We start from the raw sequence: 26,439 nt of genomic DNA, 5'->3' as shown, positions 1-26,439 counted from the left end.
ACCGGGATGACGCAGGTAGATCACGTGGTCGAGCATCGTTACCGCGCCCGCCGGCTCGACATCCGGGTCGACCGTCCGTTCGCCGAGTTCCGCCGCCAGTACGAGCAGGCCGTCCCGCCGTACGACAAGGAGGCGTTCGACGCGCTGGTGGCACGCGACGCGTCCTGGTCGGACGTGCTCGACCTGATGCGGGAGCGGGCGCCGCACGGCTTCCTCATCTACTGGAGCAGCGACGACCTGCGGCCGATGATGGGGTTGGCCGGCGCCTCGGCACACTGCGTGGAGTACCTGATGGGCAACCACACCATCGCCGAGCGGATGTTCCGCCACGACCCGACCACCATGCTCTACGCGCCCCTGCGCACGGCCATCACCGGCGACGCCGACGGCGGCGGCACCCGGTTCACGATCGAACAGCCGCGCTGTCCGACGGGTTCGTTCGGACAGCAGGGGATCGCCGAGGTCGGCGTCGACCTGGACCACGAGGTGGCCGACCTGCTCGACCACCTCGACCTGACGGTGCCGGTGGGGTTCCGGGCGTGATGCCGCGGAACCACCGCTCCGCGGCACCACGTCGGACACCGGCCTCGGTCTCCCGGGTCAGGTGACCGCGCAGGCCGCACCGTTCAGCGTGAAGGCCGCCGGCTCACCGGTGTTGCCCGTGTGCGTGGCCTGGAAGCCGACGCTCACCGAGGCGCCCGGGGCGATGACCCCGTTGTACGACACGTTGCGTGCCGTCAGCGCGCCGGACGACGGGGCGTACGAGGCGTTCCACCCGCTGGTGATGGTCTGCCCCATCGGCAGCGTGAAGGCGAGACTCCAGCCGCTCAGCGCCGCGCCGCCGGTGTTCGTGATCGTCACCGACGCGGTCAGCCCGGTGTTCCAGGCGTTCACCACGTACGCCACCCGGCAGCCGGCCGGAGACGGCGGGGGAGTGGTCGGCGGCGGGGTGGTGGGCGGCGGGGTCGTGCCGTCCAGGCCGAGGAAGCGGATGGCCTGGGCGGCGTCCACCGGCAGGTTGTGGGAGACGCCCTGCATGCTGATCGCCTCCACCGGGGCCGTTCCGCCGACGCCGCCGTAGCGGGTTCGCGTCCAGCCCGACTGCGGCGTGTCCGTGTGGGCCGGTGTCTGGCCGAGACCGTGCAGGTTGGTCCACTGCTTGATCTCCTCGGTGAAGTTCGGGTAGCGCAGCACCTCGTCGTTCGTGCCGTGCCACAGCTGCATCCGGGGTCGCGGGCCGGTGTAGCCCGGGTACGCGTTGCGCACCAGGTCACCCCAGGCCTGCGGCGTGCGGACGACCTGGCCGTTGGCGCACTCGCTGTTCCACTCGGAGCCGTTGGTGGTGGCGAAGCAGCCGAAGGGCACCCCGGCGAAGGCCGCGCCCGCCCGGAACACGTCCGGGTAGAGCCCGAGCAGGACGTTGGTCATCATCGCTCCGGACGACACCCCGGTGGCGAAGATCCGGGTCGGGTCGACGTCGTGGCGCTGCCGGACGTAGGAGACCATCGACATGATCGCCACCGGGTCGCTGCCGCCGTCGCGGCGCAGCGCCTGCGGGGAGGAGACGTCGAAGCACTGCCCGCTGCGGGTGGCGGACGGGTAGATCACGAGGTAGCCGTAGCGATCGGCGAGGGCCGCGAACTGGGTGCCGGAATAGAGCGCTGGCCCGCTGCCGGTGCAGTAGTGGACGGCGACCAGCAGTCCCGGCCGTGGGGCGACGCGGTCCGGTACGTAGAGGTGCATCCTCAGGTTGCTCGGGTTGGCGCCGAAGTTCGTGACCTCGGTCAGGGCGGCGGCCGACGCCGGCGCGGTGGCCGTCACCGCCGCCAGCGCGGTCAGCGCGGCGGCCGTCAGGGTGGCGCCGAGCAGGGTGAATCTCGCTCTCATGGAAACGTTCCTCCGGAAGCGACGGGGCAAAGGCACGCGATCGAGGCTGCCCGGTGGCCCGATCCTGTCCGGCTCAGGAATATCCATGAGTATGGATGTCGAGTCTCGATCTGGCAATCGCACCGGCGCTCCCGGGGCGGTCGGCTGGACCGCTGCCATGTCGGCCCGGACCTCCCGCCGTTCGTGGTAGAACTGAGCGCGATGGAGGCGCGAATGGGTCCAAGACGGACATGTTGACGCCCAGCGGGACCCGCCAGTTCGGGGAGGCCGTGGTCCCGCGCGGCGCGACGGTCCTGGAACTCCTCTTCGACATCGTCTACGTCTTCGCTCTCGCCCGCCTCGCCGGCCGGGTCGCCGACGACCTCACCATCGTCCGGCACACGCTGCTCTCCGAGGCGGGGCAGACCGTCCTCTTCTTCGTCGCGATGTGGATGATCTGGTCCCTCAACGCGCTGATGGCCAGCATCTACGACCCCCGTCGCGCCGACATCCAGGTCGCGCTGCTCGCCACCATGTTCGGCACGCTGGTGCTGGCCGTGACGCTGCCCCAGGCCTTCGGCGAACGCGGCCTGATCTTCTGCGTGACGTACGTGGTGGTCCAGGTCGGACGCCCCCTCTACCTGACCCTCGCGCTGCGCCGACAGGACGAGTGGCGGCAGCCGGCCCGCGTACTGGCCTGGCACGGCGTGTCCGGGATCTTCTGGCTGGTCGGCGGCGCCTTCAGCGGGTTGGGGCGCGGCGTCCTCTGGACGGTCGCCCTGGCCATCGAGGTCCTGGGCAGCGCGCTGAGCTGGCCGTTTCCCAGGCTCGGGATGACCCGGCACGGCTACACCCGGGTGGACTACGACCACCTCGCCGAGCGGTACAACCAGTTCTTCATGATCGCGCTTGCCGAGATCGTGCTCGAGACCGGCGCCGCCGTGAGCTTCCCGGGCTTCTCGCTCATGCGGAGCATCGTGCTCGTCGCCGCGTTCGTCATCGTCGTCGCCTTCTGGCGGATCTACTTCTACCACGTCGGCTCGGGCAGGCCGCGGGACTCGGTCACCTCCGGCGCGGCCCTGCGCGTGACCCACTGGTCGAGCTTCAGCCTGCTGCTCATCGTCGGCGGCGTCATCTGCACGGCGGTCGGCCTCGGGCAGGTCGTCGAGCACCCCGACCCGCCGATCGACTGGGCGCTGGTGGTGGTCATCTTCGGCGGTCCGGCGCTGTTCCTGATCGGCCGGTTCTATCTGGAGTCGCCGAGGCGGGAACGGTGCCTCGCGATGTCCCTCGGCCTGCCGGCCCTGGGCGTGGCCGCACTGGTCGTGCTGCGGCTCCCGCCGTTCGCCGCCGCCGTCGCCGTGGCGACCATCCTGGCCGGGGTCGCCGTGGCGGACTGGCTGATCCACCGGCGGGGGCCGGAGACGAACCCACCCCTGTAGCGGTCAGCAGGAGTCCGGCGTATCCCAGTGCACCTTGTTCCTGCCGAACGGCACCACGCCCGGCTTGAGGGTCTGCGGGATGGAGGCGGTGCCGCGGACCACGTACCAGGAGTCGCCGCACTCCTCCGGCAGCACCAGGGTCATCGTCCACCTCGGTTGGGAGCGGTCGAGGTAGCGGACCTGGGAGCGGTAGAGCTTCGATCCGCCGTCCGCGGTCCGGGCGTACGTCGCCCAGAAGACGCGGATCCGCTCGCCCGAGCAGAGCTGGTTGTTCGACTTCCCGTCGGTGCGCGCGGCGACCGTCACCACGCCGTACGTGAAGATGTCGACGACATCGACCACCCCCGCCGGGGTGCAGGCGGGTGTGGGGGTGGGCTTGACGCTGGGCCGCCGCGTGGGGCCGCTCGACCGGGCCGCGGCGGGACGCGTCGTCGGACGGGCGGCGGAGCTGGCGGTCGCCACCGCTGCCGGGACGGGCGACGGGGACGGCGGCAGGGACGGTGCGGCGGTGGGGCTGGCGGTGGGCGCCGGGGCAGCAGTGCTGGGCAGCACCGGCGTCGGCTCCGCCACCGGTCGAGGTGAGGACTCGCGCCACGGTGCGGCCACCGCGACGGTGACGATCAGTAGCAGGACGGCGGAGAGCCCGGCCGTGGGAAGCAGCCAGCGTCGACGGCGTACGACTGCCGGGCTCGGCTGATCAGTGAGTTCGGGTCCGTCGGTGCCGGTCTGCCCGGCGGGCTCGGGTTCGTCGGCGCGGGCCTGCTCGGACATGCGGACTCCGGGTGGCGGAGGCGAGGATTCGCCAGGGTGCCCGGATCCTACTGGCTGTCGATCATCCGCGACGGGGCGGTGACGACGACCCGGGGACGGCGCCGGCCCCGTCACCCACCTGGTCGGTCGGTGACGGGGCCGGTCGCTCGGACGCACCGCTCAGCCGGCCCGGCACTGTCCCGTGGCCGAGCCGGTGTTCGGCGCGCCCAGGTCGACCGGGGCCGGGCTGTTGCCGGCACAGACCAGCGCGCTGGCCTGGGTGCCCGCGACGATCGGCGCGGTCGTCCCGACGTTGCCGGACACGACCAGCGGGCCGGCCACCCGCGTCCCGACCACCGTCACGTGGTCGCTGGTGGCGGTCACCGTCACCGCACCCCGCACGCTGGTGTTCAGCAGCTCGACGGCGGTCGCGCCGGTCGCCGCCAGGGCGCCGGAGATGGTGGACCGCTCCGCCACGAGGGAGGCGCCGGGCCGGACGACCACCGCGCCGGACACGGTCGCCTCGCGCAGGCAGGTGACGCCGGAGTCCACCACCAGCGCGCCCGCGTGCCGGCCGGTGACGACGGTGGTGCAGGCGGGCGGCGCGGGGATCAGCGTGGCGACGAACGTACGCGCCGCGCCGATGTTGCCGACCGCGTCGATGCCCCGGTAGTCGACGGTGTGCCGGCCGTAGCCGGGGGACCGCGGGGCGAACGGCGACACGGACAGGCCACCCGAGCCGAGGTTGCCGTAGACCAGGCCGTCGACGTCGGTGCCGGTGGCGGTGAACCGGAACGGCTCCCGCGCGTCGGTGGGCCACCCGTAGTAGTTGTGCCAGCCGTCGCCGTCGAGCCGGAACTCCGCGGTGACCTGCCCCGTGCTGTTGTCCGAGCCGGTCAGCGCCATCGTGAACGGGCCGTTGTAGACGTACTCGGTGGGTCGGCCGGGCTTCGACGTCGTCAGCAGCGGGGCGGAGACCTCGTAGTCGACCTGGGGGAGCGCCGCGTCGACGGTCCAGGCCCGGGTCACCGACTCGCTGGTCACCGGGTCGGTCACCGTGGCGGTGAGCTGGTGACCGCCGCCGCTGAGGCCGAGGGGGGCCAACTCCAGGACACCGTCGTGGCCCGGGTTGGTGACCGGGCGGCCGTCGACGGTCCAGCTCACGGTCGGCACCCGATCGGTCGGGTGGGTGGTCTGGACGTAGACCGCGTCCCGCGCACCCACCGGCCGGTCCGTCGGGGTGGACGCGGTGACGGCCAGGGGCCCGCCGGCCGGCGCCGTGGTGAGGGCCGTGTCGACGGTCCAGGTCCGGCGCTGGGTGAGCGCGGGGGACTCGCGTACGGCCGGGTCGCGGACGAACGGCGTCGGGTCGGTCACGGTGGCGGTGACGGTGTGCCGCCCGGGGGTGAGCCGCAGCGTACGCAGGTCGAGGCTGCGGGCGTTGCCGGTGCCGGCCGGCGCACCGCCGTCGACGGACCAGGTGACGCTCAGCTCGTGGCTCACCGGGTGCAGGGTCTCCACCGTGACGATCCGGTCGGCGCCGATCGGCGCGTCCGCCGGCGTGCCACCGGAGAGGATGGCCACCTTGGCGGCGATCCGTTCGGTCATCCGCTCGCGCGCCACCTGGTCGAAGTAGAAGCCCAGGGACTTCATCATCGAGTGCTGGCTGGGCCGCCACACACCCTTCTGCAGGTACAACCCGCCCTCGTAGCGGCCGATCGTGCCGCCGGACTCACTCGGCTCACCCAGCCAGCGCCACCACTTGGCCTGCGTGTCGCGCATCTGCTGCTCGGTGAGCACCGTGTGGTGCACCGACGACGGCTCGTCCCCGGTGTAGGTGTCGCCCGGCACGGCGCGCGCGTAGTAGTCGTACTCGTCCTGGAGGCCGCCGAGGGAGTGCCCCAGCTCGTGGGGGCTGATCAGCGCGGAGAGCGCGTTGCCGCCGGAGGCCGTCGCGTTGGTGCCGCCGGCGCCACCGTAGGTGTTGCTGTTGGCCAGCGCGATCAGTTGGCGGTTGCCCGCGTTGGTGCCGGTGGCCAGGTTGGCGTACCGGGTCGCCGCGGCGCCGTTGACCGTGAGCAGGCGTTGCACGCTGGCCGGGTTGCAGCCGCCCCAGAAGCCCATGCCGAGCACCGTGTCGCGTCGTGGCTCGGACAGGCCGGGGTCGCAGTCCACCCCCGACTCCGCTGAGACGATTTCCACGGCGTAGACGTTGAAGTAGCTGCGGTACGACTTGAACGGCTCGATCGTCCAGAGGGTGTTGAGGTGCTTGTCCACGTGTGACCGGAACGTCGGCAGGTCGGCCTCGGTGTAGCCGTCACCCAGCACCACCAGGTTGAACCGCTTCGCCGGATCCCCGGTGACCTGAATGGGCACCACCGTGGCGCTGCCCACCTCGGCGGCGACGGCGGCCCGCGGCGCGGCGACCAGACCCGCCGCGACCATCGCCACCGCACACAGACCAGCTCCGAACTTCACGCGCGCCCCCTTGAGACGTACGGCCAGATGCCACGCGCCCCCGGGCCGGACGCCCGAAGATCGCGATCAATGGGACCGTACAAGGGATCTGCGCACCGCATAACCCTCCGCCGCGCCGCTCGTCGGAGCGCGGCCGTGCGGTGGGGGATCGGGCCTGCTCAGGCGGTGAACGTCTCGATGTAGCCGATGGCCGCGTCGGTCGCGGCGCGGAACGGCTCGGTGGAGCGGCGCACCTGGGTGAGGAGGAGACCGCCCTGGATGGCCGCGAGCATCGCCGTGGCCAGCCGGTCGACGTCGGCCTCCGCGGTGAGCGTGCCGTTCTGCCGCATCCGTCGCAGCCCGTCCCGGATCGGCGCCTCCCACCGGTCGAACGCCGCCACCAGGTCGCCGCGCATCGCCTCGCAGGACTCGGCCAGCTCGCTGGCGAGCGAGCCGACCGCGCAGCCGCCCGTGCAGCCACGCTGCTCCTGCACCTCGACCGCCGCGGCGCACCACGCCCGCAGCGCCTCGATGCTGTCCAGCCGCTCGAGCAGTGGCCGTTGGCCGTCGAGGGTCCGTTCCAACTGGTGGCGGATGACGGCGCGGACCAGTTCGCTCTTGTCCCCGAAGTAGTGGTAGATCTGCGAGGCGCTGACGCTCGCCGCCTGCTGGACGTCGGGGATGCTGGTGCCGGCCACGCCCTTGCGGAACATCAGGTCCGCGGCCGTGCGCACGATCCGGTCACGGGTGCGACGACCGGCGGCCGTGAGCCGCGGCGCGGCCGGGGGCGCGCCGCCGGCGGGGGCGGTGTCGACCGGCGTCATCAGCCGATCCTACCGCCGAGTAGCCGCCGCTGCCCCCGGCCGCCGCACGACGTCAGCCCAGGGTGGGGGCGTGCCACCCGCCGCCGGCGAGGGTGTCCGCCTCGGCCGGGCCCCAGCTGCCCTTCGCGTACGACAGCACCGGCTCCGCCAGGTCCAGGACCGGCTCCACGATCCGCCACTCCTGCTCGATCGCCTCCTCCCGGGCGAAGCGGAGGTGCCGACCGTCCAGGGCGTCGTCGAGCAGCCGCTCGTACGCCTCGCGGCGCGGGCCGAGCGCGGCCCCGAAGTCCACCGGCAGCTCCACCGGCCGGCTCGCCACCTCGGCGCCCGGGTCCTTCGCCTGGATCGAGAGGGTGATGCCGTCACCCCGGCCGAGCCGGAAACGCAGCAGGTTCGGCGGAGTGGGTGTGCCGTCGGCGGTCGGCACGAGGTTCTGCCGCGGCGCCTTGAACTCCACCACGACCTCGGTGGCCGTGCCGGGCATCAGCTTGCCGGTTCGCAGGTAGAACGGCACGCCGTCCCAGCGGGGCGAGTCGACGCGCAGGCGGGTCGCCACGAACGTCTCGGTGTTGGAGTCCGGGGCCACCCCCGGCTCGTGGCGGTAACCGGCGTACTGGCCGCGGACCGTGGACTCCGGCGACAGCGGGACGACCCGGCGCAGCACCCGTACCTCCTCCTCGCGGAAGGCGTCGTCACCGGCCTCGGCCGGCGGCTCCATCGCGAGCAGGGCGACCACCTGGAGCATGTGGTTCTGCAACACGTCGCGGGTCGCGCCCATCCGGTCGTAGAACCCGGCGCGGCCCTCGGTGCCGAAGCCCTCGGCGAGGGTCACCTGGACGTTGGCGATGTGCTCGGCGTTCCAGAGCGGCTCGAACAGCCGGTTGGCGAACCGGAAGACGCGCAGGCCCTCGACCGCCTCCTTGCCCAGGTAGTGGTCGATCCGGAAGATCCGCTCCGGGGCGAAGGCGGCCCGCAGCGACCCGTTCAGCTCGTGGGACGAGGGCAGGTCGCGGCCGAACGGCTTCTCGACCACCACGCGGCCACGAGCGGCCAGCCCGGATGCGGCGAGGCCGTCCACGACCGCGCCGAAGACGGCCGGCGGGATGGCCAGGTAGAACAGCGGACGCTCCGCGCCGGCCAGCCGCTCGGCCAGCCGCCGGTAGGTGTCCGGGTCGGCGTAGTCGCCGGAGACCATGGTGAGGTTGCCGGCGAGCCGGTCGAAGACCTCGTCGTCGACCCGGCCGTGCGTCTCCAGCGCCGACTTGCGCGCCGCCGTGACCAGCTGCTCGTCGTCCCAGGGGGAGCGGGCCACCCCGATCACGGGCAGGTCGAGTCGGCCGCGCCGGGTGAGTTCGTACAGCGCGGGGTAGATCTTCTTCGCCGCGAGATCTCCGGTCGCCCCGAAGAGCACGACGGCGTCTGAGCGCAGGTCCATGGCCACGATCACCTCATCTTGGAATCAGCTTTCCAAGGGTCCCGCTCGCCCCGGACAGCGTCCATCACCAGCGGCGTGACCTGCGCGACACGCCCCCCTCGCCCCGCGATCTTGCACTTTGTGACCCGGCATAACGCCCATAACGTCTGCATCGAGGGCCGAAAGTGCAAGATCGCGGGGGTGAGGGGGGGTGGGGGTGGGGGTGGGGGTGGGTTAGGCCACTACGGAGTGGAGGGGGATGTGGGCGTTGCGGAGGGCGCGGACCAGGTTGCCGAGGAACGGGTGCTCGTCGGCCAGCAGACCCGCCGGGTTCGGGATCACCAGGTAGGCCGAGTCGCCCGCCGTGGACGTCCGGGCCGTGCCGGTGAACCGCTCGACGACCGTCCGGGCGCGGGCCAGGTCGGCCCCGGCCACCTCGATGGTGATGGGTCGCCACTCACCGCCGAGGTTCTCCGGGACCGCCACGGCGGCGGCCGCCGCGCGCGCCGGGTCCACGGCCGCCGGGGTCGGGCCGGCGCTGCGGCCCGCCGCTCCGGCGCCCGTCGGTGCGAGCAGCGCGTTGGCCACCAGGTGCAGGCCGATCTCGTTGTACGCCCGGAACAGCGGGTTGAACGCGAACAGCACCGCCCGGCCGTCGCCGGTCGGCTCGTCGACCAACGCCGCCGTCCCGCGCAACGCGTCCGCGCCCACGGTGTAGCCGTTTGCCCAGAACGTGTCGCCGGTCGGGTAGCGGAGCACGTTCGTGCCGGTCGTGCTCGGGTTCAGGATCGGGTCGTTGTTGTTGAACTCGAAGTCCTCGGCCGGCCGGCCCACCGCGACAGGGCTGTCGTGGTCGACGTCGACCCGAAGGTGCGAGCCGATCACCGTGTAGCCGGCCGGCTTCGGCTTCTCGGTCGTGGACGTGAGCCCGGCCGCCCGGGCGAGCCGGGTGCCCTCGTTGCGCAGCCCGAGGTAGGTGTGGCCCTGGGCGACCCAGGCGCGCAGGTTGGCCTGCCCGGCTTCGGTGAGCCCACCGGTCGCGCTGCTGCCGTCGGGCACCAGCAGCACCGTACGCCCGGTGAAGGCCGGCGTGTTGTCGTTGATGTCGGCCGTGGTCACCGGCTTCAGGTCCAGTCCCCACCGCTGGCCCAGCACGTAGCGGGCCTCGCCGTGGGAGCCGGACGTGGTGGAGATGCCGGTGCCCTGGAACAGGCCCACGTCGGGACGGGCCAGTGGAGTGCCGCTGGCCGGCCCGCCCGGCGTGAGGGTCACGCCCAGCGACTCGGCGAGATCGTCGACCTCCCGGGTCAGCCGGTTCGCGGCCAGCCGGACGGTGGCGCCGTCCGCGTCACGGACCAGCGGTACGCCCCGGTCCAGCAGCCGGAAGGTCAACTCGGCGGCCGCCGCCGAGTCCAGCGGGTAGCCGTACGAGCCGCGGTGCCAGGCGAGGCCCGACCGGCCGCCCTCGATCGCGCGGACCAGTTGCGCCTTCGGCCGGACGTCGTCGGCGGTGTAGAGGGTCGGCACGCCCATCAGCAGGGGGTTGCTCCAGGACGAGACGTCGTAGAAGTACGGGAACGGCGTGTACGGGTCCTCGCCCATGATCGCCTGGATCCAGTGCTTCTGCGGCTGTTCCATCGGGATCCAGTAGGCGCCCTTCGGCACGGTCACGTTCGTGGCGCTGCGCCCGCCGAAGATCCGCGCCTGGCGCAGCCGGGTCGGCTGGCGGACCTCGTACACCTCGACGTCCATCCGGCGTAGCCGCTCGACCAGTTGCCGCACGTCGGCGAGCTGCCGGTCGGGCAGCAGGAAGTACGACCGGATCTTCACGTCCGGCACCGGGAACTGGACCTCGTTGGTGGGTTGCACCACCTCGTTGGGCTCCAGCGCGCCGGCCCGGCCCTGGGCCAGGGCGTCCGTCCAGATCCGGAAGTAGTCGGTGAGCACCTCGTGCTTGTTGGCGGCCGCCCAGCCGAGCGTCGACCACTGGGTGTGGAACTGCTGCTGCACCCGGTCGGCGACGGCGGACGCGCTGCCCTTCTCGAAGGTCATGCCGGCGGCGCCGAACCCGGCGGCCGGGACCGTGTCGCCGTAGCCCATGAAGAACAGGTCGTAGGTGTCGTAGTTGAAGTAGCACTCGCTGGTGACGACGTCGTCGCAGGCGCCGTTGTAGCCGAAGCCCGCCTTGTTGGCCTCGCCGATCCGGTTGATCCAGTCGACCGCCTCGCCGGCGATCTCGTGGTGGATGGGGTCGGCGTTGGGCGGGAAGAAGTACTGGTCGCCGCCCATCTCGTGCGCGTCGATGAAGACCTGGGGTGGATACCGGCGCATCAGCTCCAGCTTGGCGTCGGTCTCGCGCTGGGTCCGGGCGAACCAGTCGCGGTTCAGGTCGAAGCCGAACTCGTTCTGCCGGCGGCTCGCGTCCCGGCCGTCCGGGTTCTGGGTGGGCACGATGATCGTGACCAGGTTGTCGTTGCGCTGGGCGACGGCGCAGGACAGGCCGGCCGCCAGCTCGTACAGCGTCTTGAGCGCCGCGTCCGCGCCGCTCTTCTCCCCGCCGTGGACGTTGCCGGTCACCCAGACGATGGCCGGGCTGTCGGCGGCGGTCCGCGCCGCCTCCTTCCGGCTCGTCCGGCGCGGGTCCCGCAGGTCCCGTACGTCCTCGGCGATCTCGCGCAGCGCGGCCGGGCGGACGTGGCGTTCGTTGGACACCACCGCGTACGGCAGCGGTTGGCCGAGGGCACTGCTGCCCAGCACACCGGTGACCACCCGGTCGGAGGCGACGTCCACGGCCCGCAGGTAGGTCCGGATCTCGTCGTTGGTGACCACGCGCTCCTGGCCGAGGCCGAGGGGGAAGCCGAGCGTCGCCTCGGGGCTGGGTACGCGGGACAGGCGGGCGGTGGGATCGGTGCTGCACGGGGCGGGGGAGGGCGGGCGGGCCCCGGCCGGCGTGCCGCCCAGCGCGGGCGTGAGGCCGACCAGGAGGGTGAGGGCGGTGGCGCTCACCAGCCGCCGGGAGCGGAGGGTCCGGAAAGGACGAAACGACGGGGCCATGGGTGCTTCCCTTCTCGGGAAATGGCGCACATTGACCGGAGCCTATGGTCAGCGGCTCCGAAGGGTCAAGATCCGTCGATCGCCGGACCGCCGGTGGCCGGTATGGCAGGCCCGAAGGAGGTCGCCGTCACGTGGGTGGACGCGACCGGCGGTCCCGGCCGCGCCGCCGACGGGCCGGGGCGTACGCGACGCCCCGGCCCGTCCGTGCCCGGTCAGGGGAGCGGGTACTCCGCGAGGTAGACCGGCGCGCCGACCCGCGACATGTCGGCCGCCTCGCCCACGCCGTTGACCACGTGGTCGATCGTGCCGGCGCTCAGGTTCACGGTCATGATGTGGTGCAGCCGCACACCCGGCCGCTGCGGGACCTCGAACCCGTTCTCGGTGTGGATCGTCGGGTTGTTCTGGTTGAAGACGTACACGCCGCCGCCGTGCAGGGTGTGCCGCCGTACGTGGTCGCCCACCTTGTAGCCGGCCCAGCCCGCCACGTCGCCGTTGCGCCAATCGGCCTGCGTCGGCGGGTCGTACGGCAGCTCGTTCTGGTAGAGGATCGTCGTGCCGTCGTCGCCGTTCCACACCGTGTTGTAGCGCTGGAAGTGCTCCACGAACAGGCCCGTCGCGGTCACGTGGTCGCCGTTGATGACCGCGCCGTAGCGACCGGTGTTGGTGCGCCAGCGGTCGGTGTCGCCGTTGACGCCCTCGGTGAAGCCCTCGACGCCGTGGTCGCCACGCCACACCCAGGTGTGGTCGATCAGCACGTGGTCGCTGTTCACCTCCAGTGCGATGTTGGTCCGGCCGATGTGCGGCCCGCCGACCCGGAAGTACACGTCCGACAGGGTGGTCGGGTTGGCCGGGGTGCTGTGGCCGCGTCCGTGCTTCGACCCGACGCGCAGCAGCACCGGTGACTCCCGCAGGCCGGCGTCGACGGTCACGCCGGCCACGATGACGCCGGGCACGTCGGCGACGTCCAGCGGCACCGCCCCGTCGACGGCGGTGAGCGTGGCGTGGCCCAGGCCGAGGACCACCGTGTTCGCGCGCTTGACCTCGATGCTGCGGGCGACGTCGTACACGCCGGGGGTGAGCAGCAGGTGCTTGCCACGCGCCAACTGGGCGTTGATCACGCGTACCGGGTCGGAGGGCTTGGCGACGTAGAAGTCGTCCAGACCGATGGTGCGTCCCGGCGTGATGCCGTCGCCCCAGGAGATGCCCCGGCTGTCGCGCTGCGCGGCGGGCACCCGGACCTGGTAACGGCCCTTCCCGTCGACGAACAGGTACGGCTTCTCGCGGCTGAGCGGGGTCGTGTCGAGCGTCGTGTACGGCGGGTCGGGGAAGGTGGCGTCGTCCGGTGCGCCCACGACGCCCGCGAAGACCTGGTTCCACACGGCGTTCGACCAGCCGGCGACCTCGCTGTTGCGGGTCAGCCACTGTTGCTGGGAGCCGTTGGTGGTGGCGGGCAGCCGCGAGTCGGCGATGAAGCCGCCGCTGGCGTACTGCGGGCCGGCCGTGCAGTAGTCCATGAGGGACAGGCCGCCACCGTCGATGTTGAGCCGGCGCATCGACACCGCCTGGGAGACGGCCCAGAAGTTCGCCGAGGAGCGGCAGCCGTCCTGACCGGCCGCGTTGACGGTGAGGGAGAGGTTCGACAGCGTACGCCAGAAGTTGACCAGCGCGATGCAGTTGCTCGTGCCGTTGTCCTGGAGGCAGCGGTTGTACGCCTCGATCTTGCCGGTGATACGGACGTCGGTGGGCGCGGCGCCGAGACCGGCGATCTCGGTGTAGTAGCCGACCTTGATCTGGAGGGGCTGCTCGGGCGTGCCGTAGCTGCCCGGCTTGAACAGGAACGCGTACCGGTCGGTGCCCATCTCGTTGCCGACCTGCCGGGCGTACGTCGCGTCCAGGGTCGCCTGGATCTCGCTGACCGGCATGCTCGGGTCGAAGACGGTGACGCGCGGCCCGAGGCTCTGCGTACCGTGCCGGGGCGGGCCGGCGACGGCCGCCGCGCTCGTCGTGCTCACCGCGGTGGCGAGCACGAGGCCGACGGTGAGCGCCCGGCCGAGTCGCCGAACGCCGAGGGACTGTCTCATCCGGATCGTCCTCTCCGCCGCGCCGGACGGCACTCCGGCACGGCGACGTGGTGGGGGAGGTGAGAGCGCTCTCTGAGCCTGCGAGCTGGTGTTACGCCGTGAATAAAGGGATCGGCATGTTTCTACCCTGTAAAGCGCCCGTACGCCACCGCTGGGAGTGCCGAATTTCGATCCCCCGCCCGGTGCGTCGTCGGGCCTCCCCGGCCGGGTGCTACCGCCGCGGACCGGACGTGGGCTGCTCGGGGACGACGCCCGCGTACCGGGCGCGCATGGTCTCGCTCGCCGCGGGCCCGGCGGCGAAGACGAAGTTCTCCGGGTCCAGCTGCCGGCCGGTGGCCCGGTCCACCACGACCGGCTCGACCTCGGTGCCGGTCTCCCGGTCGATGAGGATCATGCTGCGCTGGTCGGGCTCCAGTCGGGAGTTGCCCCAGGCGGCGAGCGCGACGATCACCGGCCGCAGGCTGCGGCCCAGCTCGGTGAGGACGTACTCGTAGCGGTCGGGGTGGGTCTGGTAGCGCCGGCGCTCCAGCAGGCCGTTGGCGGTCAGGGTGCGCAGCCGGCTGGTGAGGATGCTCGACGAGATCTTCAGGTTCTCCTGGAACTGCTCGAACCGGGTGTATCCGTCAAACGCGTCGTGAAGGATCAGGAGGGTCCACCACTCGCCGACCACGCCGAGCGTGGCGGAGAGCGGGCACTCGCGGTCCTCCAGACGGATCTTGCCGGCCATGTTGCTCCTCGACGAGTGGGTGCTAATGACGAGTGGGTGCTAATGTCGAAGTGACTCACTTCTAGTTCAGCAGTAACAGTACGACGCCGACGCGCGTCCGTCTCGTGCTGCCCACGGAAAGGACATGTGATGACGCGGAACCTGCCCGACCGGGACTCGCTCGCCGGTCGGCGGGCCCTGGTCACCGGAGGCACGAAGGGTGCCGGCGCGGCCATCGCCGACCGGCTGCGCGAGATGGGCGCCACGGTCTGGGTGACCGCCCGCAACCTGCCGCCGGACTACCCGCACCCCGACCTGTTCATCGCCGCCGACACCTCGACGGTCGCCGGGGCCGACAGGGTCGCCGAGCGACTGTCCGCCGTCGGCGGGATGGACATCCTGGTGCACGTGGTGGGCGGCTCGGGCGCGCCCGGCGGCGGGTTCGCGGCGCTGGACGAGGAGACCTGGCTCCAGGAACTCAACTCGAACCTGCTCGGGGCGGTCCGGCTGGACCGCCGGCTCGTCCCCGCGATGGTCGAGTCGGGGCGGGGCGCCATCGTCCACGTCTCCTCGATCCAGCGGCGCAAGCCGCTCTACGAGGCCACCCTGGCGTACGCGGCAGCGAAGTCCGCCCTCACCACGTACAGCAAGGGGCTCGCCAACGAGCTGGCACCGCGCGGCATCCGGGTCAACAGCGTGGCGCCCGGCTTCATCCGGACCACGGCCGCCGACGCGCTGGTCGACCGGCTGGCCGCCGCGTCCGGTGTCGACCGCGAGGCCGCCCTCGGGCAGTTGATGGACAGCCTCGGGGGTATCCCGCTGGGGCGTCCCGCCGAGCCGACGGAGGTGGCCGACCTGGTCGCCTTCCTCGTCTCCGACCGCGCCTCGTCGATCGTCGGCGCCGAGCACGTCATCGACGGCGGCACCATCCCGACCGTCTGAACCGTCCCGCACCGAATCCAAGGAGCATCGGCATGAACACCGCACCCGACCTCATTCGCCGCTACTTCGAGCTGGCCGGTCAGCCGGACCAGGACGACTACTTCGCGCTCTTCGCCGACGACGCGGTCGTGCAGGACGAGGGGAAGACCTACCGGGGCATCCAGGAGATCCGCGCCTGGCGCGCGGACGTGCCGCTGGTCTCGTACGAGATCACCGACGTCGAGGAGGCGCCGGAGGGCACGGTGGTCACCGCGACGATCACCGGCGACTTCCCCGGCAGCCCCTTCGCCGGCCTGCGTTTCCGCTTCGAGGAGTACGACGGCGGTCAGATCCGCCGGCTGCGCATCGCTCCCTGACCGGTGCCGCGAAAGCGAACATTCCTCGCTGCCGGGCGGGCTAGATTTTTGCAGTGGATGCCCGAACCGGCGTGATCGAGGCACTGAAGGCGGACCCGGCCACCGTCTCGGTCCGGCGCTCGCTGGAGGTCTACTACGGCGACCCGGCGCGCGAGGCGGCCATGGACGCGTTCTACGCGCGCTTCGTGCAGCCCGGTGACCTCGTCTTCGACGTCGGCGCCCACGTGGGTGACCGGGTCGGCAGCTTCCGCCGGCTCGGCGCCCGCGTGGTCGCCGTCGAGCCGCAGCCGCCCTGCGTCCGGGCGCTGCACACGATCTACGCGGCGGACGCCGGCGTGACGGTGGTCGAGGCCGTCTGCGGGGCGCGCGGCGGCCGGGTCGCGTTCAACGTCAACACCGCCAACCCCACGATCTCCACGGCGTCCCCGCAGTTCATCGCGGCGGCGGGCGGGGCGGCCGGGTGGGCGCACGAGCGGTGGGACGAGCGGATCGACGTCGCCTCCGTCACGCTCGACGGCCTCATCGCCGCGCACGGCGTACCGGCCTTCGTGAAGATCGACGTCGAGGGCTTCGAGGACGCCGTGCTGTCGGGGCTGACCCGCCCACTGTCCGCGCTCTCCTTCGAGTTCACGACGATCGGCCGTGAGGTGGCGCAGCGCTGCCTGAGCCGGCTGAGCGCGCTCGGCTTCCACGCCTTCAACGTCGCCCTCGGTGACGCGATGGGGTTCGTTCTCCCGCAGTGGACGTCCGCGTCGCGCATGGGCGCGCACCTGCGGTCGCTGCCCCACGAGGCCAACTCCGGTGACGTCTACTGCCGGTCGAGGCCCCGGCCGGCCCGCTGAACCCCTTTGGCATTGCACCTGTATTGCGAAACGCGTACGGTGGATGGCAATGCAGTTGTATTGCAAAAGGGGAGAGCGGCGTGCGGGTGATCGGGTTGTCCGAGGTGAGCAGGGAGATGACGCCTCTGGTCGGCGGCAAGGCGGCCGGGCTGGGCGAGCTGGTCCGGCTGGGCGAGCGGGTGCCCGACGGGTTCTGCGTCACCACCAGCGCACTCCGCTCGGGTGACCTGCCGGTGGCCGAGATCGCGGCCGCGTACCGGGATCTCGGCGGCGGGCCCGTCGCGGTCCGCTCCAGCGCGACCGCCGAGGACCTTCCGGACGCCAGTTTCGCCGGGATGCGGGACACCATCCTCGACGTCACCGGCGAAGCCGACCTGCTGGCCGCGATCGAGAAGTGCCGGCAGTCGCTGCACACGGCCCGCGCGCTCGCCTACCGGGAGGCGCACGACCTCGGCGACGGTCCCGACGAGATGGCCGTGGTGGTGCAGCGCATGGTGGCCCCCACGGTCGCCGGGGTCCTGTTCACGGCGAACCCGGTGACCGGTCGCCGGACGGAGATGGTCGTGGAGGCCGCGGCCGGTCTGGGCACGGCCGTCGTGGACGGGACCGGCGACGTCGAGCGGCACGTCCTCGACGGCACACCGCGGGCCGGGGCCGGCCTGCTCAGCGCCGCCCAGCTCGACGAGCTGCACCGGACGGGTCAGCGACTCCAACACCACCTCGGCGGCCCGCAGGACGTCGAGTGGGCGTACGACCGGGACGGCGTGCTCTGGCTCCTGCAGTCCCGACCGATCACGACCCTGTTCCCCCTCCCACCGGCCACCGACGACCCCGACCCTCGCCTCTACCTGGAGTTCGGCCACGTGCAAGGCATGCTGCGGCCGGTCACCCCCATGGGCATGTCGACCCTCAAGTCGCTGGTCTCGGCCATGCTGGCGAGCTTCGGCCTCCGGGTCGAGGTCACCGATATCGGAGGCCGGTTGTACGGCGACCTGACCGACCTCGTCCGCGACCGGTCCGCCCGCAAGCGCGTGGTCAACCTGCTCGCGGTCGACTTCGGGCCGCGCGCCCAGGCGGCGGTGCAGCAGGTGCTCGACGATCCCCGGTTCGCCCCGCGTCCCGGCCGTGGGCGTGGCCACGGGGGCGCCGCGCCGAGCGCGAGGACCGCCGTCCGCGCGTTGACCGGCGTCACCCGGGCGCTGGCCCGGCCCGAGGCCGCCCGCAGCCGACTGTTCGCGGAGATCCGCCGGCTGGAGACGGACGCCGCCGCGCCGGCCGGACTCACCACCGCCGCCGACCGGCTCAGGTTCGTCCGGGCCCAGGACACGTCGGCGAGCGTGGACGCCATCGTCTGGCCGATCGTCGCCGGCATGCTGGCGGCGGCCCTCCCACCGCACCTGCTCAAGGGTGTGGCCAGCCGCGACGAGATCAACATTGTGCTCGGGGGGATGCCGCACAACGTCACCATCGAGATGGACCTCGCGCTGTGGGGGCTCACCACGCGGGCCCGCGACCACCGCGACCTGCTGCTCACCACCCCGCCGGCGGAACTCGCCCGCCGCTACCACGATGGGACGCTGCCGGAGATCGGGCTCGGGGCCTTCCTCGACCGGTACGGCCACCGCGCCGTCGCCGAGGTCGACCTCGGCGTGCCGCGCTGGGCGGAGGACCCGACCCCCGTCTTCGCCACGATCGCCAACTACCTGCGGGTGACGGACCCCGAGCAGGCGCCCGACCGGCGTTTCGCCCGGGCCGCCGCCACCGCCGAGGCCGCGCTCGACGACCTCGTGGCGCGCGCCCGGCGTCGGCGGCCGATCCGGGGCCGGCTCGCGGGGTTCCTGCTGCGCCGGGCCCGGTCGCTGGCCGGCCTGCGCGAGGCCGGCAAGTTCGGCGGCCTGTACCGGCTGCGCGAGATGCGCCGGCAACTGCTGCTGATCGGCGCCGACCTGAGCGACCACGGGCTGCTGGCCCGGCCGGACGACATCATGTTCCTGACGCTCGACGAGGTGGCAGCGGCCGTCGACGACCGGGTCGACCACCGGTCCACGGTGACCGCGCGCCGGGCGGTGCACCGGCGGGAACTGCGCCGTCGGACCGTGCCCGTCGCCCTGCTCTCCGACGGGACCGACCTGGAGGCGGTCCGGCCGACGCCGTCCGGCCCCGCCGGGGCCCTGCGCGGCGTGGGCGCGGCGGCGGGGGTGGCGACCGGCCCGGCGCGCGTGGTCCACGACCCGGCCACCGCCCACCTGGAGCCGGGCGAGATCCTCGTCGCGTCCACCACCGACCCCGGCTGGACGCCCCTGTTCCTCACCGCCGCCGGGCTGGTGACCGAGACCGGCGCCGTGATGGCGCACGGCCCCACGGTGGCCCGGGAGTACGGCATTCCCGCCGTCATCTGCGTGCCCGACGCCACCCGTGCGATCCGCACCGGCGACATCGTCACCGTGGACGCCGCCGCCGGCACCGTGACCGTGGCGGCCTGATCGGGACCCACCGCTCCGCACCGGTCGCGGCGAGCCGTGGCCGGACCCTCTCGTGACAGCATGGAGGCCATGCCCAAGAAGGTCGACCGCCACGAGCGGCGAACCCTCATCGCCGACGCGTTGATGAGGGTCGCCGCCCGTCAGGGCTTGGAGGCGGTGAGCCTGCGCCACGTCGCGGCCGAGGCCGGCGTCTCCCCGGGCATGGTGCAGCACTACTTCCGGACGAAGGACGAGATGATGGCCTTCGCCATGGCCGTCGTGCGGGAGCGCAACCAGGTCCGGGTCACCGAGGCGATCACCCGGCTGGGCGAGGAACCGCCGCCGCGGTCGGTGCTGCGGGCGCTGATCGGCGCGGTGTTGCCGCTGACCGAGGAGTCCCGTGCGGACGGGCGGGTCGCGCTGGCGTTCCTCGCCTACGCCGCCGTACGCCCCGACGTCGCCGCCGGCCTGAGCGAGGACACCCGGCAGCTGTCGGCCTTCGTCGCCAGCCTGCTCCCCGGGCCGCAGCCGGACGAGCGTGCGGCGGCCCTCCTCGCGCTCATGGAGGGCCTCGGCCTCTACCTGCTCAGCGGCCAGTACGACGTCGAGCGCGCCCTGGCCGCGCTCGACGCCCAACTCGACGTCGCCTTCGCGCCGGTCGGCCCGCCGGCCCGGTAACCGCCGCGGCGGCTACCGGGCCGGACCCCGCGACCCGTCAGCGGCTCAGCCGGCGGTAGCGACGTACGGCGAGGGGCGCGGCCACCGCGATGATCAGCAGCGGCCAGCCCACCGCGAGCGGCAGCGGGTGCTGCGCCGCCCACGACTCGCCGCCGATACCGGGATTGCCGAACAGTTCCCGGGCCGCCGCCACGGTGGCGGAGAGCGGGTTCCAGGCGGCGACCGCCCCGAGCCAGTCGGGCAGCAGGTCCGGTGCGACGAAGACGTTGGACAGCGCGGTGAGCGGGAAGGCCAACGGGAAGACGATCACACCGACCGTGTCCGGGTTCGGCACGGCCAGTCCCAGCAGGATCCCGACCCAGGTGAACGCCAGCCGCAGCAGCAGGATCAGGCCCGCCGCCGCGAGGGCGTCGCCGAGCCCGTTGCGCCACCGCCACCCGACCAGCAGGCCGCAGACCACCAGGGTGGCCAGCTCCAGCACGGCCCGGACCAGGTCCGCGCCGGCCCGCCCGGTCAGCGGGGCGGACCGGGCCATCGGCAGCGAGCGGAACCGGTCCACCACGCCCCGGCTGGCGTCCAGGGAGATCTGGGAGGCGGTGGCGCCGAGCCCGTACAGCATGGTCATCACGAACACGCCGGGCAACAGGAACTCGCGGTAGCTGCCGTCGCCGGGCACCGCCATGCCGCTGCCGAAGACGTAGCCGAAGACCAGCACGAACATGATCGGCAGGGAGAAGTAGAGGACGATCTCCTCGGGCGAGCGGATCACGTGCCGCATGTTGCGTCCGGTCATCACCCAGCCGTCCGCCACCGCCCAGCGCAGCCGATCCAGCGGGCCGCCCGGACCCGGGTCCACCGCCGCGTCGCCCCTGGTGCGACGGGTGTCGACGGTCGTGGTCACGCCGCCCTACCTTTCATTGCGAGCCCGACGGTGGTATTCGTACGGGCTGACGCGGGCGAGGCAGGTATGGCTTTCATGCTGGCTGCCGACCATGGCGAGGGTGGCATCGCCGCCTGTCTCGTCTGCTCTTGCTGACTGCTGATTGGGCTTTGCGATTGATCGCTGTGTAGGGCGTTGACGGCGGCAAGAGCGTGCGCGTGTCCACGACGGGAGAAGGGAGTCAGATGGCGGTCGCGGTTGGTGTGGACGTGGCCAAGGAGTTCCACTGGGCTGCGCTCGTGCACAGCGAGACGGGGCGGGTCCTGGCCAGCCGGAAAGTCGACAACGATCCGTCGGCGATCCAGGTGCTCATCGACGACATCCGAGCCGTGCAGGCCGAGTATGGGCCGGCCACGGTCGCCATCGACGTGCTCGGTGGCATCGCCGGCCTGCTGCAGGTCATGCTGGTCGACGCTGGCCTGCGCCTGGTGCATGTCTCCGGTCTTGCGGTCAACCGGGCTCGCCGTGCCACCCGCGGGGGTGAGCACAAGTCGGATCCGCGCGATGCCAAGGTCATCGCCGATCAGATCCGGCTGCGCGCAGACGAACTGCGTCCCGTCGAACCGGCCACCGAAGCCGGCAGCGAGCTGCGGCTGCTGGTGGGCCGCCGCCGGGAACTGGTGGTCGACCAGACCCGCCGCATCGGCCGGCTGCGGGATCTGCTCGCCTCGATCCATCCCGGTCTGGAGCGCGTCGTCGACCCCACCCACAAAGTCGACACGGCCCTGCTGGCCCGCTACGTCACGCCGACCGAGATCCGCCGAGCCGGCCGACGCCGCATCAGCGAGTACCTGCGCACCACCGGCCGGCACCACAGCACCGTGATCGACGCCCTGGTCGACAAGGCACTGACCGCCGCCGGCGCCCAACACGTCACCGTGCCCGGCGAAGCCGTCGCCGCGGACATCGTCCGCGACCTCGCCCGCGAGGTACTCGCCTGCCGGGACAAACTCGCCGACCTGGACAAGCGCATCCACGACGCTCTCGACCGCCACCCTGACGCGGCCCTCATCCAGTCCCTGCCCGGGATGGGGGCCACCCTCACCGCCGAATTCCTCGCCGTGGCAGGCGGCATCACCCGATTCCCCACCGGCGACCAACTCGCCAGCGCCGCCGGCCTCGCACCAGTCCTGCAGCAATCCGGCAAGGTCCACTACCTGCGCCGCGCTACCAGCGGCGACAAAACCCTCAAACGGGTCTTCTACCAATCGGCGTTCTGCGCCCTGCAACGCGACCCGGCCAGCCGCGCCTTCTACGACCGCAAACGCGCCGAAGGCAAACGACACCACCAAGCCCTCATCGCCCTGGCCCGCCGACGCATCAACGTCCTGCACGCCATCCTGCGCACCCGACAGCCCTACCGACTCACTCACGCTCTCACGGCTTGACTCAGTCATTAGGCTGCCACCTCCGCCCGCTCGGCCGGCTGTGCCGCGTGCCCGGTCAGCCGCAGGAACGCCTCGTCGAGGGTGGGGCGGCGCAGCACCACGTCCTCCACCCCGACGGCGGCATCCTGGAGGGTTCGTAGGACGTCGGCGAGCACCGTGATCCGGTCGACGACGGGCGCCCGCAGCTGCCGCACCCCCGCGTCCACGGTCACCGTCGCCCCCGTGATCCGTTCGACGATCGCGGCGGCGACCGGCAACTGCGTCGCGTCGCGGACCACCAGCTCGATCCGGTCCGCCCCGATGCGGGCCTTCAACTCGGTCGACGTGCCCTCGGCCACCACCCGGCCCGTGTCGACCACCGCGATCCGGTCGGCGAGCTGGTCGGCCTCCTCCAGGTACTGAGTGGTCAGCAACACCGTCGTGCCCTGGGCGACGACGGACCGGACGGCGTCCCACAGGCCGTTGCGGCTGCGCGGGTCCAGTCCCGTGGTCGGTTCGTCCAGGAACAGCACCCGGGGCGTGGTGATCAGGCTGGCGGCCAGGTCGAGGCGGCGACGCAGCCCGCCCGAGTACCCGCCGGCCGAACGATCCGCCATCTCGGTCAACCCGAACTGGTCGAGCAGTTCCTCCGCCCGCCGACGGGCCGTCCGGGTCGGCAGGTGCCGCAGGCGGCCGAAGAGCACGAGGTTCTGCCGCCCGCTCAGCGTCTCGTCGACCGCGGCGTACTGTCCGGTCAGCCCGATCAGGGTGCGGACCCGGTCCGGGCGGCGGGCCACGTCGTACCCGGCCACGCGGGCGTGACCGGCGTCGAAGCGCAGCAGCGTCGCCAGGATCCGTACGGCGGTGGTCTTGCCCGCGCCGTTGGGGCCGAGCAGACCGCAGACCGTGCCGGCGGGCACGGTCAGGTCGAAGCCGGCGAGGGCGGTCGTCCGCCCGTACCTCTTGCGTAGTCCCTCGGCCACGACGGCCGACGTCTCGTCTCTCATGCCGGCAGCGTGGCCGGCGGCGCTGACCGACCACGCACCGCGCGCTGACCGCGCTCGTCAGCCGACGTCCAGCAGCTCCGCCGCCTGCTCCCGGTCCAGACCCGCGCCCTGCGCGAAGGCCCGGTCGAACGCGGTGTCGCCGATCGTCGCCCGGGTCGCCGCCGCCACCGGCGCGACCTCGGTCGCGTCGCCGGCCCCGGTGCCGCGCAGCAGCGCCGCCGCGGCGCCGAGCAGCAACGCGGCCCGCTCGCCGTCGCCCCGCCGCAGCACCGGCCCGACCAGCCCCTCCACGGCCGCGCCGGCCGTCGGCACGTCCCACACGCCGAGGGTGGCTCCCAGCACCTGGCGGTAGTGCGCCCGGGCGACCGCGGCGTCGCCGACGGTCTCCGCGATCCGCCCCAGCGTCACCAGCGCCGACAGTCGGACCACCTCGGCGCCGAACCACCCGGCCGGGCACTCGGCGATCGCCTGCTCGCACAGCAGCCGCGCCCGGTCCAGGTCACCCTGCTGTCGGGCGATCTCGCCCAGCCCGGAGTGCGCCGCGGCCACGAGCTCCGGAGCGCCGGCCGGCTGCGCGACCTCCACCACCCGTCGGTAGTCGGCGGCGGCCCCGGCCAGGTCACCGACCCCGATCCGCCCGTCCGCCCGGGTACGCAGCAACTCCGCCATGTCGATCGCCGAGCCGAGCTCCTGCGCCAACCGCAGTGCCTCGGCCATCGGCTCGACCGCCGCCCGCGGATCCTCGACCCGGTAGGCGCCCTCGACGATCGTGGCGAGCGCCAGGATCATGCCCCACCGTTCGCCGATGGCGCGGAAACCGTCGAGGCTCGCCGCCAGTTCGGCGCTGGCCTCGTCGTACCGGCCGTCCAACAGGCCCACCATGCCCATGCCGAGCGAGCCCAGCGCCTGGCTCCACGGTTCGGCGCCGAGCATCACCTCCCGGGTGCCCGGATCGTGCAGCAGCGAGATCCGTTCCGGCGACGGTGGACCGGCGGCCATCCCGGACAGGTAGAGCAGGAACGGGTACGCGGCCGGCCGACCGAGGCCCCAGAGGATGTCGCTGGCCGGGGTGACGTCCCGTGGCCCGGTCCCGCCGGCGCCGTTCACGCCGGCGACCAACAGGCAGAGCGCGTACTCCTCGGCGAGGTCCGGCGGCGGGCCGCCGAGCCGGTCGACGAGCTGCCCGGCCAGCGCGGCACCCTCACCCCGGAGGCCGCGCAGCCACCAGTAGAACGAGAGGGCGGCGACCAGCCGCAGCGCCGTGCCCACGTCGTCCCCGGCCACCGCCCGGCGCAGGGCGGCGTGCAGGTCGTCGCGCTCGGCGTCCAGGCGCCGCAGCCAGTCCAGCTGCGCGGCGCCCCGCAGCCCCACGTCCCCCGCCCGGGCGAGGTCGAGGAAGTACGCGGCGTGCGCCGCGCGCAGCGGGTCGGTCTCGCCGGCCTCGGCGAGTTGCTCGGCCGCGAAGGCGCGGACCGTCTCCAGCATCCGGAAGCGGCCGTCAACGGCTTCCACCAGGGACTTCTCCGCCAGGCCGGTGACCGCGTCGAGCGCGTCGGCCCCGAGCCCGCAGACCCCCTCCACGGCGACCAGGTCGGGGTTCCCGGCGAAGACGCTCAGCCGACGGGCCAGCCGCCGCTCCGGCTCGTCCAGCAGGTCCCAGCTCCACCGGACCACCGCGCGCAGGGTCTGGTGGCGGGGCTCGGCGACCCGACTGCCGCGGCTGAGCAGCCGGAACCGGTCGTCGAGCCGGGCCGCCACCTCGCCGACCGGCAACGCCCGCAGCCGCGCGGCGGCCAGCTCGATGGCGAGGGGGAGGCCGTCGAGCGTACGGCAGATGCGCAGCACCGCCTCGATCGTGCCGGCGTCGACGGCGAAGCCCGGCGCGACGTCGGCCGCCCGGTCCGCGAAGAGCCGGACCGCCGGATAGTCCCGGGCCACCTCGGGCGGGACCGCGTCCGGCGGCACCGGCAGGCCCTGCACGGGGCAGAGCGCCTCCCCGGTGACGCCGAGCGGTTCCCGGCTGGTGGCCAGGATGCGCAGCGCCGGGGCGGCGCCGAGCAGGCGCGCGGCGAGCCGGGCGGCGTCGGTGACGACGTGCTCGCAGTTGTCCAGCACCAGGAGGATGCGGCGGTCGGCGAGCGCCGCCACCAGCCGTTCGGTGCCGTCGGGTGGGCCGCCCGGCACGCGCAGGCCGCCGTCGCGCAGCCCGAGCGCGGCGAGCACCGCCGGTGCCACCGCGCCGCCGGTCGGCACGGCGGCCAGCTCGACCAGGCACACCGGCCCACCGTGGCGTTCGGCGGCCTCCACCGCCAGCCGGGTCTTCCCGGCGCCACCCGGGCCGTGCAGCGTGACCAGGCGGGCCTCCCCGAGCTGCTTGCCGAGTCGACGCAGCTCCTGATCGCGTCCGACGAAGCTGGTCAGCTGGCTGGGCGGGGCGGCCGGGCGGGGCGCGGCGGCGGCGCGGGGAGCCCCGGGGTCGCGCAGCAGGCCCGTGTGCAGGGCGACCAGCTTCGCGGACGGGTCGCTGCCCAGCTCCTCCGCGAGCAGGCGGCGCAGCTCGGCGAAGACGGTGAGCGCCTCCGTCCGCCGGCCGTCGGCGTGCAGCGCGCGCATCAACTGGCCGTGCAGACGCTCCCGCAGCGGGTGGGCGGCGACCAGTTCCCGCAGCTCCGCCACCAGCGGCGCGGTGGCCACCGCCCCCGGCTCCGCCGCCAGGGTCAGCTCCGCCTCGATCCGGTCCTCGGTCGCGGCCAGCCGGCGGTCCCGCAACCGGGCCGCCTGCCCGGCCGCGAACGGCGCGTCCGTGACGTCCGCGAGGGGCTCGCCGCGCCAGAGCGCGAGGGCCTCCCGCAGCAGGTCGGCGGCGCGGTGCGGGTCACCGGCGGCGAGCGCGGCCCGTCCGGCGTCGGCGAGCCGGCCGAACCGGTGGACGTCGACGTCCGCCGGCTCCACCGCCAGCCGGTAGCCGGCCGGGTGGAACTCGACCGGGTCCACCCCCGCCGCCGACAGCACCTGACGCAGTCGCGACACCTGCGACTGGAGCGCGTTCGCCACCCCGGCCGGCGGGTCGTCCCCGTACAGGCCGTCGACCAGCCGGTCCCGCGGCACGATTCGCCCGGCGTCGAGCAGGAGCAACGCCAGCAGCGCGCGCAGCCTCGGCCCGCCGACGGCGAGCCGGCGGCCGTCGGCGGGGTACACCTGGGTCGTGCCCAGGATGCCGAACCGCACGGCGTCGATTGTCGCTCAGGCCC

At 73.1% G+C, this 26,439-nt stretch carries 19 protein-coding genes; 8 read left to right on the top strand and 11 right to left on the bottom strand.

Annotation, left to right across the window (positions count from 1 at the left end):
- The first annotated feature begins 6 nt into the window (after positions 1–6).
- Complete coding sequence (locus GA0070620_RS12100; protein WP_091598613.1) at positions 7–543, top strand: hypothetical protein; 537 nt, start codon at positions 7–9, stop codon at positions 541–543.
- A 57-nt stretch (positions 544–600) separates the two neighbouring features.
- On the opposite strand, the gene GA0070620_RS12095 is transcribed toward GA0070620_RS12100, so the two are convergent.
- Positions 601–1,887 (bottom strand): extracellular catalytic domain type 1 short-chain-length polyhydroxyalkanoate depolymerase, encoded by a 1,287-nt coding sequence (locus GA0070620_RS12095; RefSeq protein ID WP_091590141.1) that lies wholly within the window; start codon positions 1,885–1,887, stop codon positions 601–603.
- 230 nt (positions 1,888–2,117) lie between these two features.
- Between GA0070620_RS12095 and GA0070620_RS12090 the strand changes: the two genes are divergently transcribed.
- Positions 2,118–3,308, top strand: coding sequence for a low temperature requirement protein A (locus GA0070620_RS12090; RefSeq protein ID WP_157741598.1), 1,191 nt, complete (start codon positions 2,118–2,120; stop codon positions 3,306–3,308).
- Between the two features lie 3 nt (positions 3,309–3,311).
- Here the strand turns inward: GA0070620_RS12090 and GA0070620_RS12085 are convergent, their stop codons facing one another.
- From GA0070620_RS12085 to GA0070620_RS12055, 7 genes are all read right to left on the bottom strand, one after another.
- The gene (locus tag GA0070620_RS12085) at positions 3,312–4,079 is read right to left on the bottom strand and encodes a hypothetical protein (RefSeq protein ID WP_091590136.1); all 768 of its coding nucleotides are present in this window, start codon (positions 4,077–4,079) and stop codon (positions 3,312–3,314) included.
- A gap of 159 nt (positions 4,080–4,238) precedes the next feature.
- Positions 4,239–6,536, bottom strand: coding sequence for a M64 family metallopeptidase (locus GA0070620_RS12080; RefSeq protein WP_197677583.1), 2,298 nt, complete (start codon positions 6,534–6,536; stop codon positions 4,239–4,241).
- A gap of 158 nt (positions 6,537–6,694) precedes the next feature.
- Entirely contained in the window at positions 6,695–7,339 is a 645-nt protein-coding gene (locus GA0070620_RS12075; protein WP_091590134.1) for a TetR/AcrR family transcriptional regulator, read from the bottom strand.
- Between the two features lie 52 nt (positions 7,340–7,391).
- Positions 7,392–8,774: a glucose-6-phosphate dehydrogenase gene (gene zwf / locus GA0070620_RS12070; RefSeq protein WP_091598607.1), complete on the bottom strand. Its 1,383-nt coding sequence runs from the start codon at positions 8,772–8,774 to the stop codon at positions 7,392–7,394.
- A 213-nt stretch (positions 8,775–8,987) separates the two neighbouring features.
- Positions 8,988–11,759: a M14 family zinc carboxypeptidase gene (locus GA0070620_RS12065; protein WP_231922340.1), complete on the bottom strand. Its 2,772-nt coding sequence runs from the start codon at positions 11,757–11,759 to the stop codon at positions 8,988–8,990.
- 260 nt (positions 11,760–12,019) lie between these two features.
- Entirely contained in the window at positions 12,020–13,888 is a 1,869-nt protein-coding gene (locus GA0070620_RS12060) for an adenylyl cyclase (protein ID WP_091590129.1), read from the bottom strand.
- Positions 13,889–14,099: 211 nt separating this feature from the next.
- Positions 14,100–14,615, bottom strand: coding sequence for a winged helix-turn-helix transcriptional regulator (locus tag GA0070620_RS12055; RefSeq protein ID WP_091590127.1), 516 nt, complete (start codon positions 14,613–14,615; stop codon positions 14,100–14,102).
- A gap of 129 nt (positions 14,616–14,744) precedes the next feature.
- Here GA0070620_RS12055 and GA0070620_RS12050 point away from each other — a divergent pair, with 129 nt between their 5' ends.
- The 5 genes from GA0070620_RS12050 (at position 14,745) to GA0070620_RS12030 (ending at position 19,874) form a co-directional block, all read left to right on the top strand.
- Positions 14,745–15,536, top strand: coding sequence for an SDR family oxidoreductase (locus GA0070620_RS12050; protein WP_091590125.1), 792 nt, complete (start codon positions 14,745–14,747; stop codon positions 15,534–15,536).
- 32 nt (positions 15,537–15,568) lie between these two features.
- A complete protein-coding gene (locus GA0070620_RS12045; protein ID WP_091590123.1) occupies positions 15,569–15,892 on the top strand; it encodes a nuclear transport factor 2 family protein in 324 nt (107 codons plus the stop codon).
- Positions 15,893–15,945: 53 nt separating this feature from the next.
- Positions 15,946–16,734, top strand: coding sequence for an FkbM family methyltransferase (locus GA0070620_RS12040; protein ID WP_231922339.1), 789 nt, complete (start codon positions 15,946–15,948; stop codon positions 16,732–16,734).
- A gap of 116 nt (positions 16,735–16,850) precedes the next feature.
- Positions 16,851–19,217, top strand: coding sequence for a PEP/pyruvate-binding domain-containing protein (locus GA0070620_RS12035; protein WP_231922338.1), 2,367 nt, complete (start codon positions 16,851–16,853; stop codon positions 19,215–19,217).
- A gap of 69 nt (positions 19,218–19,286) precedes the next feature.
- Positions 19,287–19,874 (top strand): TetR/AcrR family transcriptional regulator, encoded by a 588-nt coding sequence (locus GA0070620_RS12030; protein WP_091598599.1) that lies wholly within the window; start codon positions 19,287–19,289, stop codon positions 19,872–19,874.
- A gap of 37 nt (positions 19,875–19,911) precedes the next feature.
- Here GA0070620_RS12030 and GA0070620_RS12025 read toward each other — a convergent pair whose 3' ends face one another.
- Entirely contained in the window at positions 19,912–20,667 is a 756-nt protein-coding gene (locus tag GA0070620_RS12025) for an ABC transporter permease (protein WP_091598601.1), read from the bottom strand.
- Between the two features lie 332 nt (positions 20,668–20,999).
- Between GA0070620_RS12025 and GA0070620_RS12020 the strand changes: the two genes are divergently transcribed.
- Positions 21,000–22,202: an IS110 family RNA-guided transposase gene (locus tag GA0070620_RS12020; protein WP_091587764.1), complete on the top strand. Its 1,203-nt coding sequence runs from the start codon at positions 21,000–21,002 to the stop codon at positions 22,200–22,202.
- An 8-nt stretch (positions 22,203–22,210) separates the two neighbouring features.
- Here GA0070620_RS12020 and GA0070620_RS12015 read toward each other — a convergent pair whose 3' ends face one another.
- Positions 22,211–23,188 (bottom strand): ATP-binding cassette domain-containing protein, encoded by a 978-nt coding sequence (locus GA0070620_RS12015; RefSeq protein ID WP_091590118.1) that lies wholly within the window; start codon positions 23,186–23,188, stop codon positions 22,211–22,213.
- Between the two features lie 57 nt (positions 23,189–23,245).
- Complete coding sequence (locus GA0070620_RS12010) at positions 23,246–26,416, bottom strand: BTAD domain-containing putative transcriptional regulator (RefSeq protein ID WP_091590115.1); 3,171 nt, start codon at positions 26,414–26,416, stop codon at positions 23,246–23,248.
- Positions 26,417–26,439 lie beyond the last annotated feature (23 nt).

Source organism: Micromonospora krabiensis (assembly GCF_900091425.1).
Taxonomy (GTDB): domain Bacteria; phylum Actinomycetota; class Actinomycetes; order Mycobacteriales; family Micromonosporaceae; genus Micromonospora; species Micromonospora krabiensis.
This window is presented reverse-complemented; position numbering and strand designations above follow the sequence as displayed.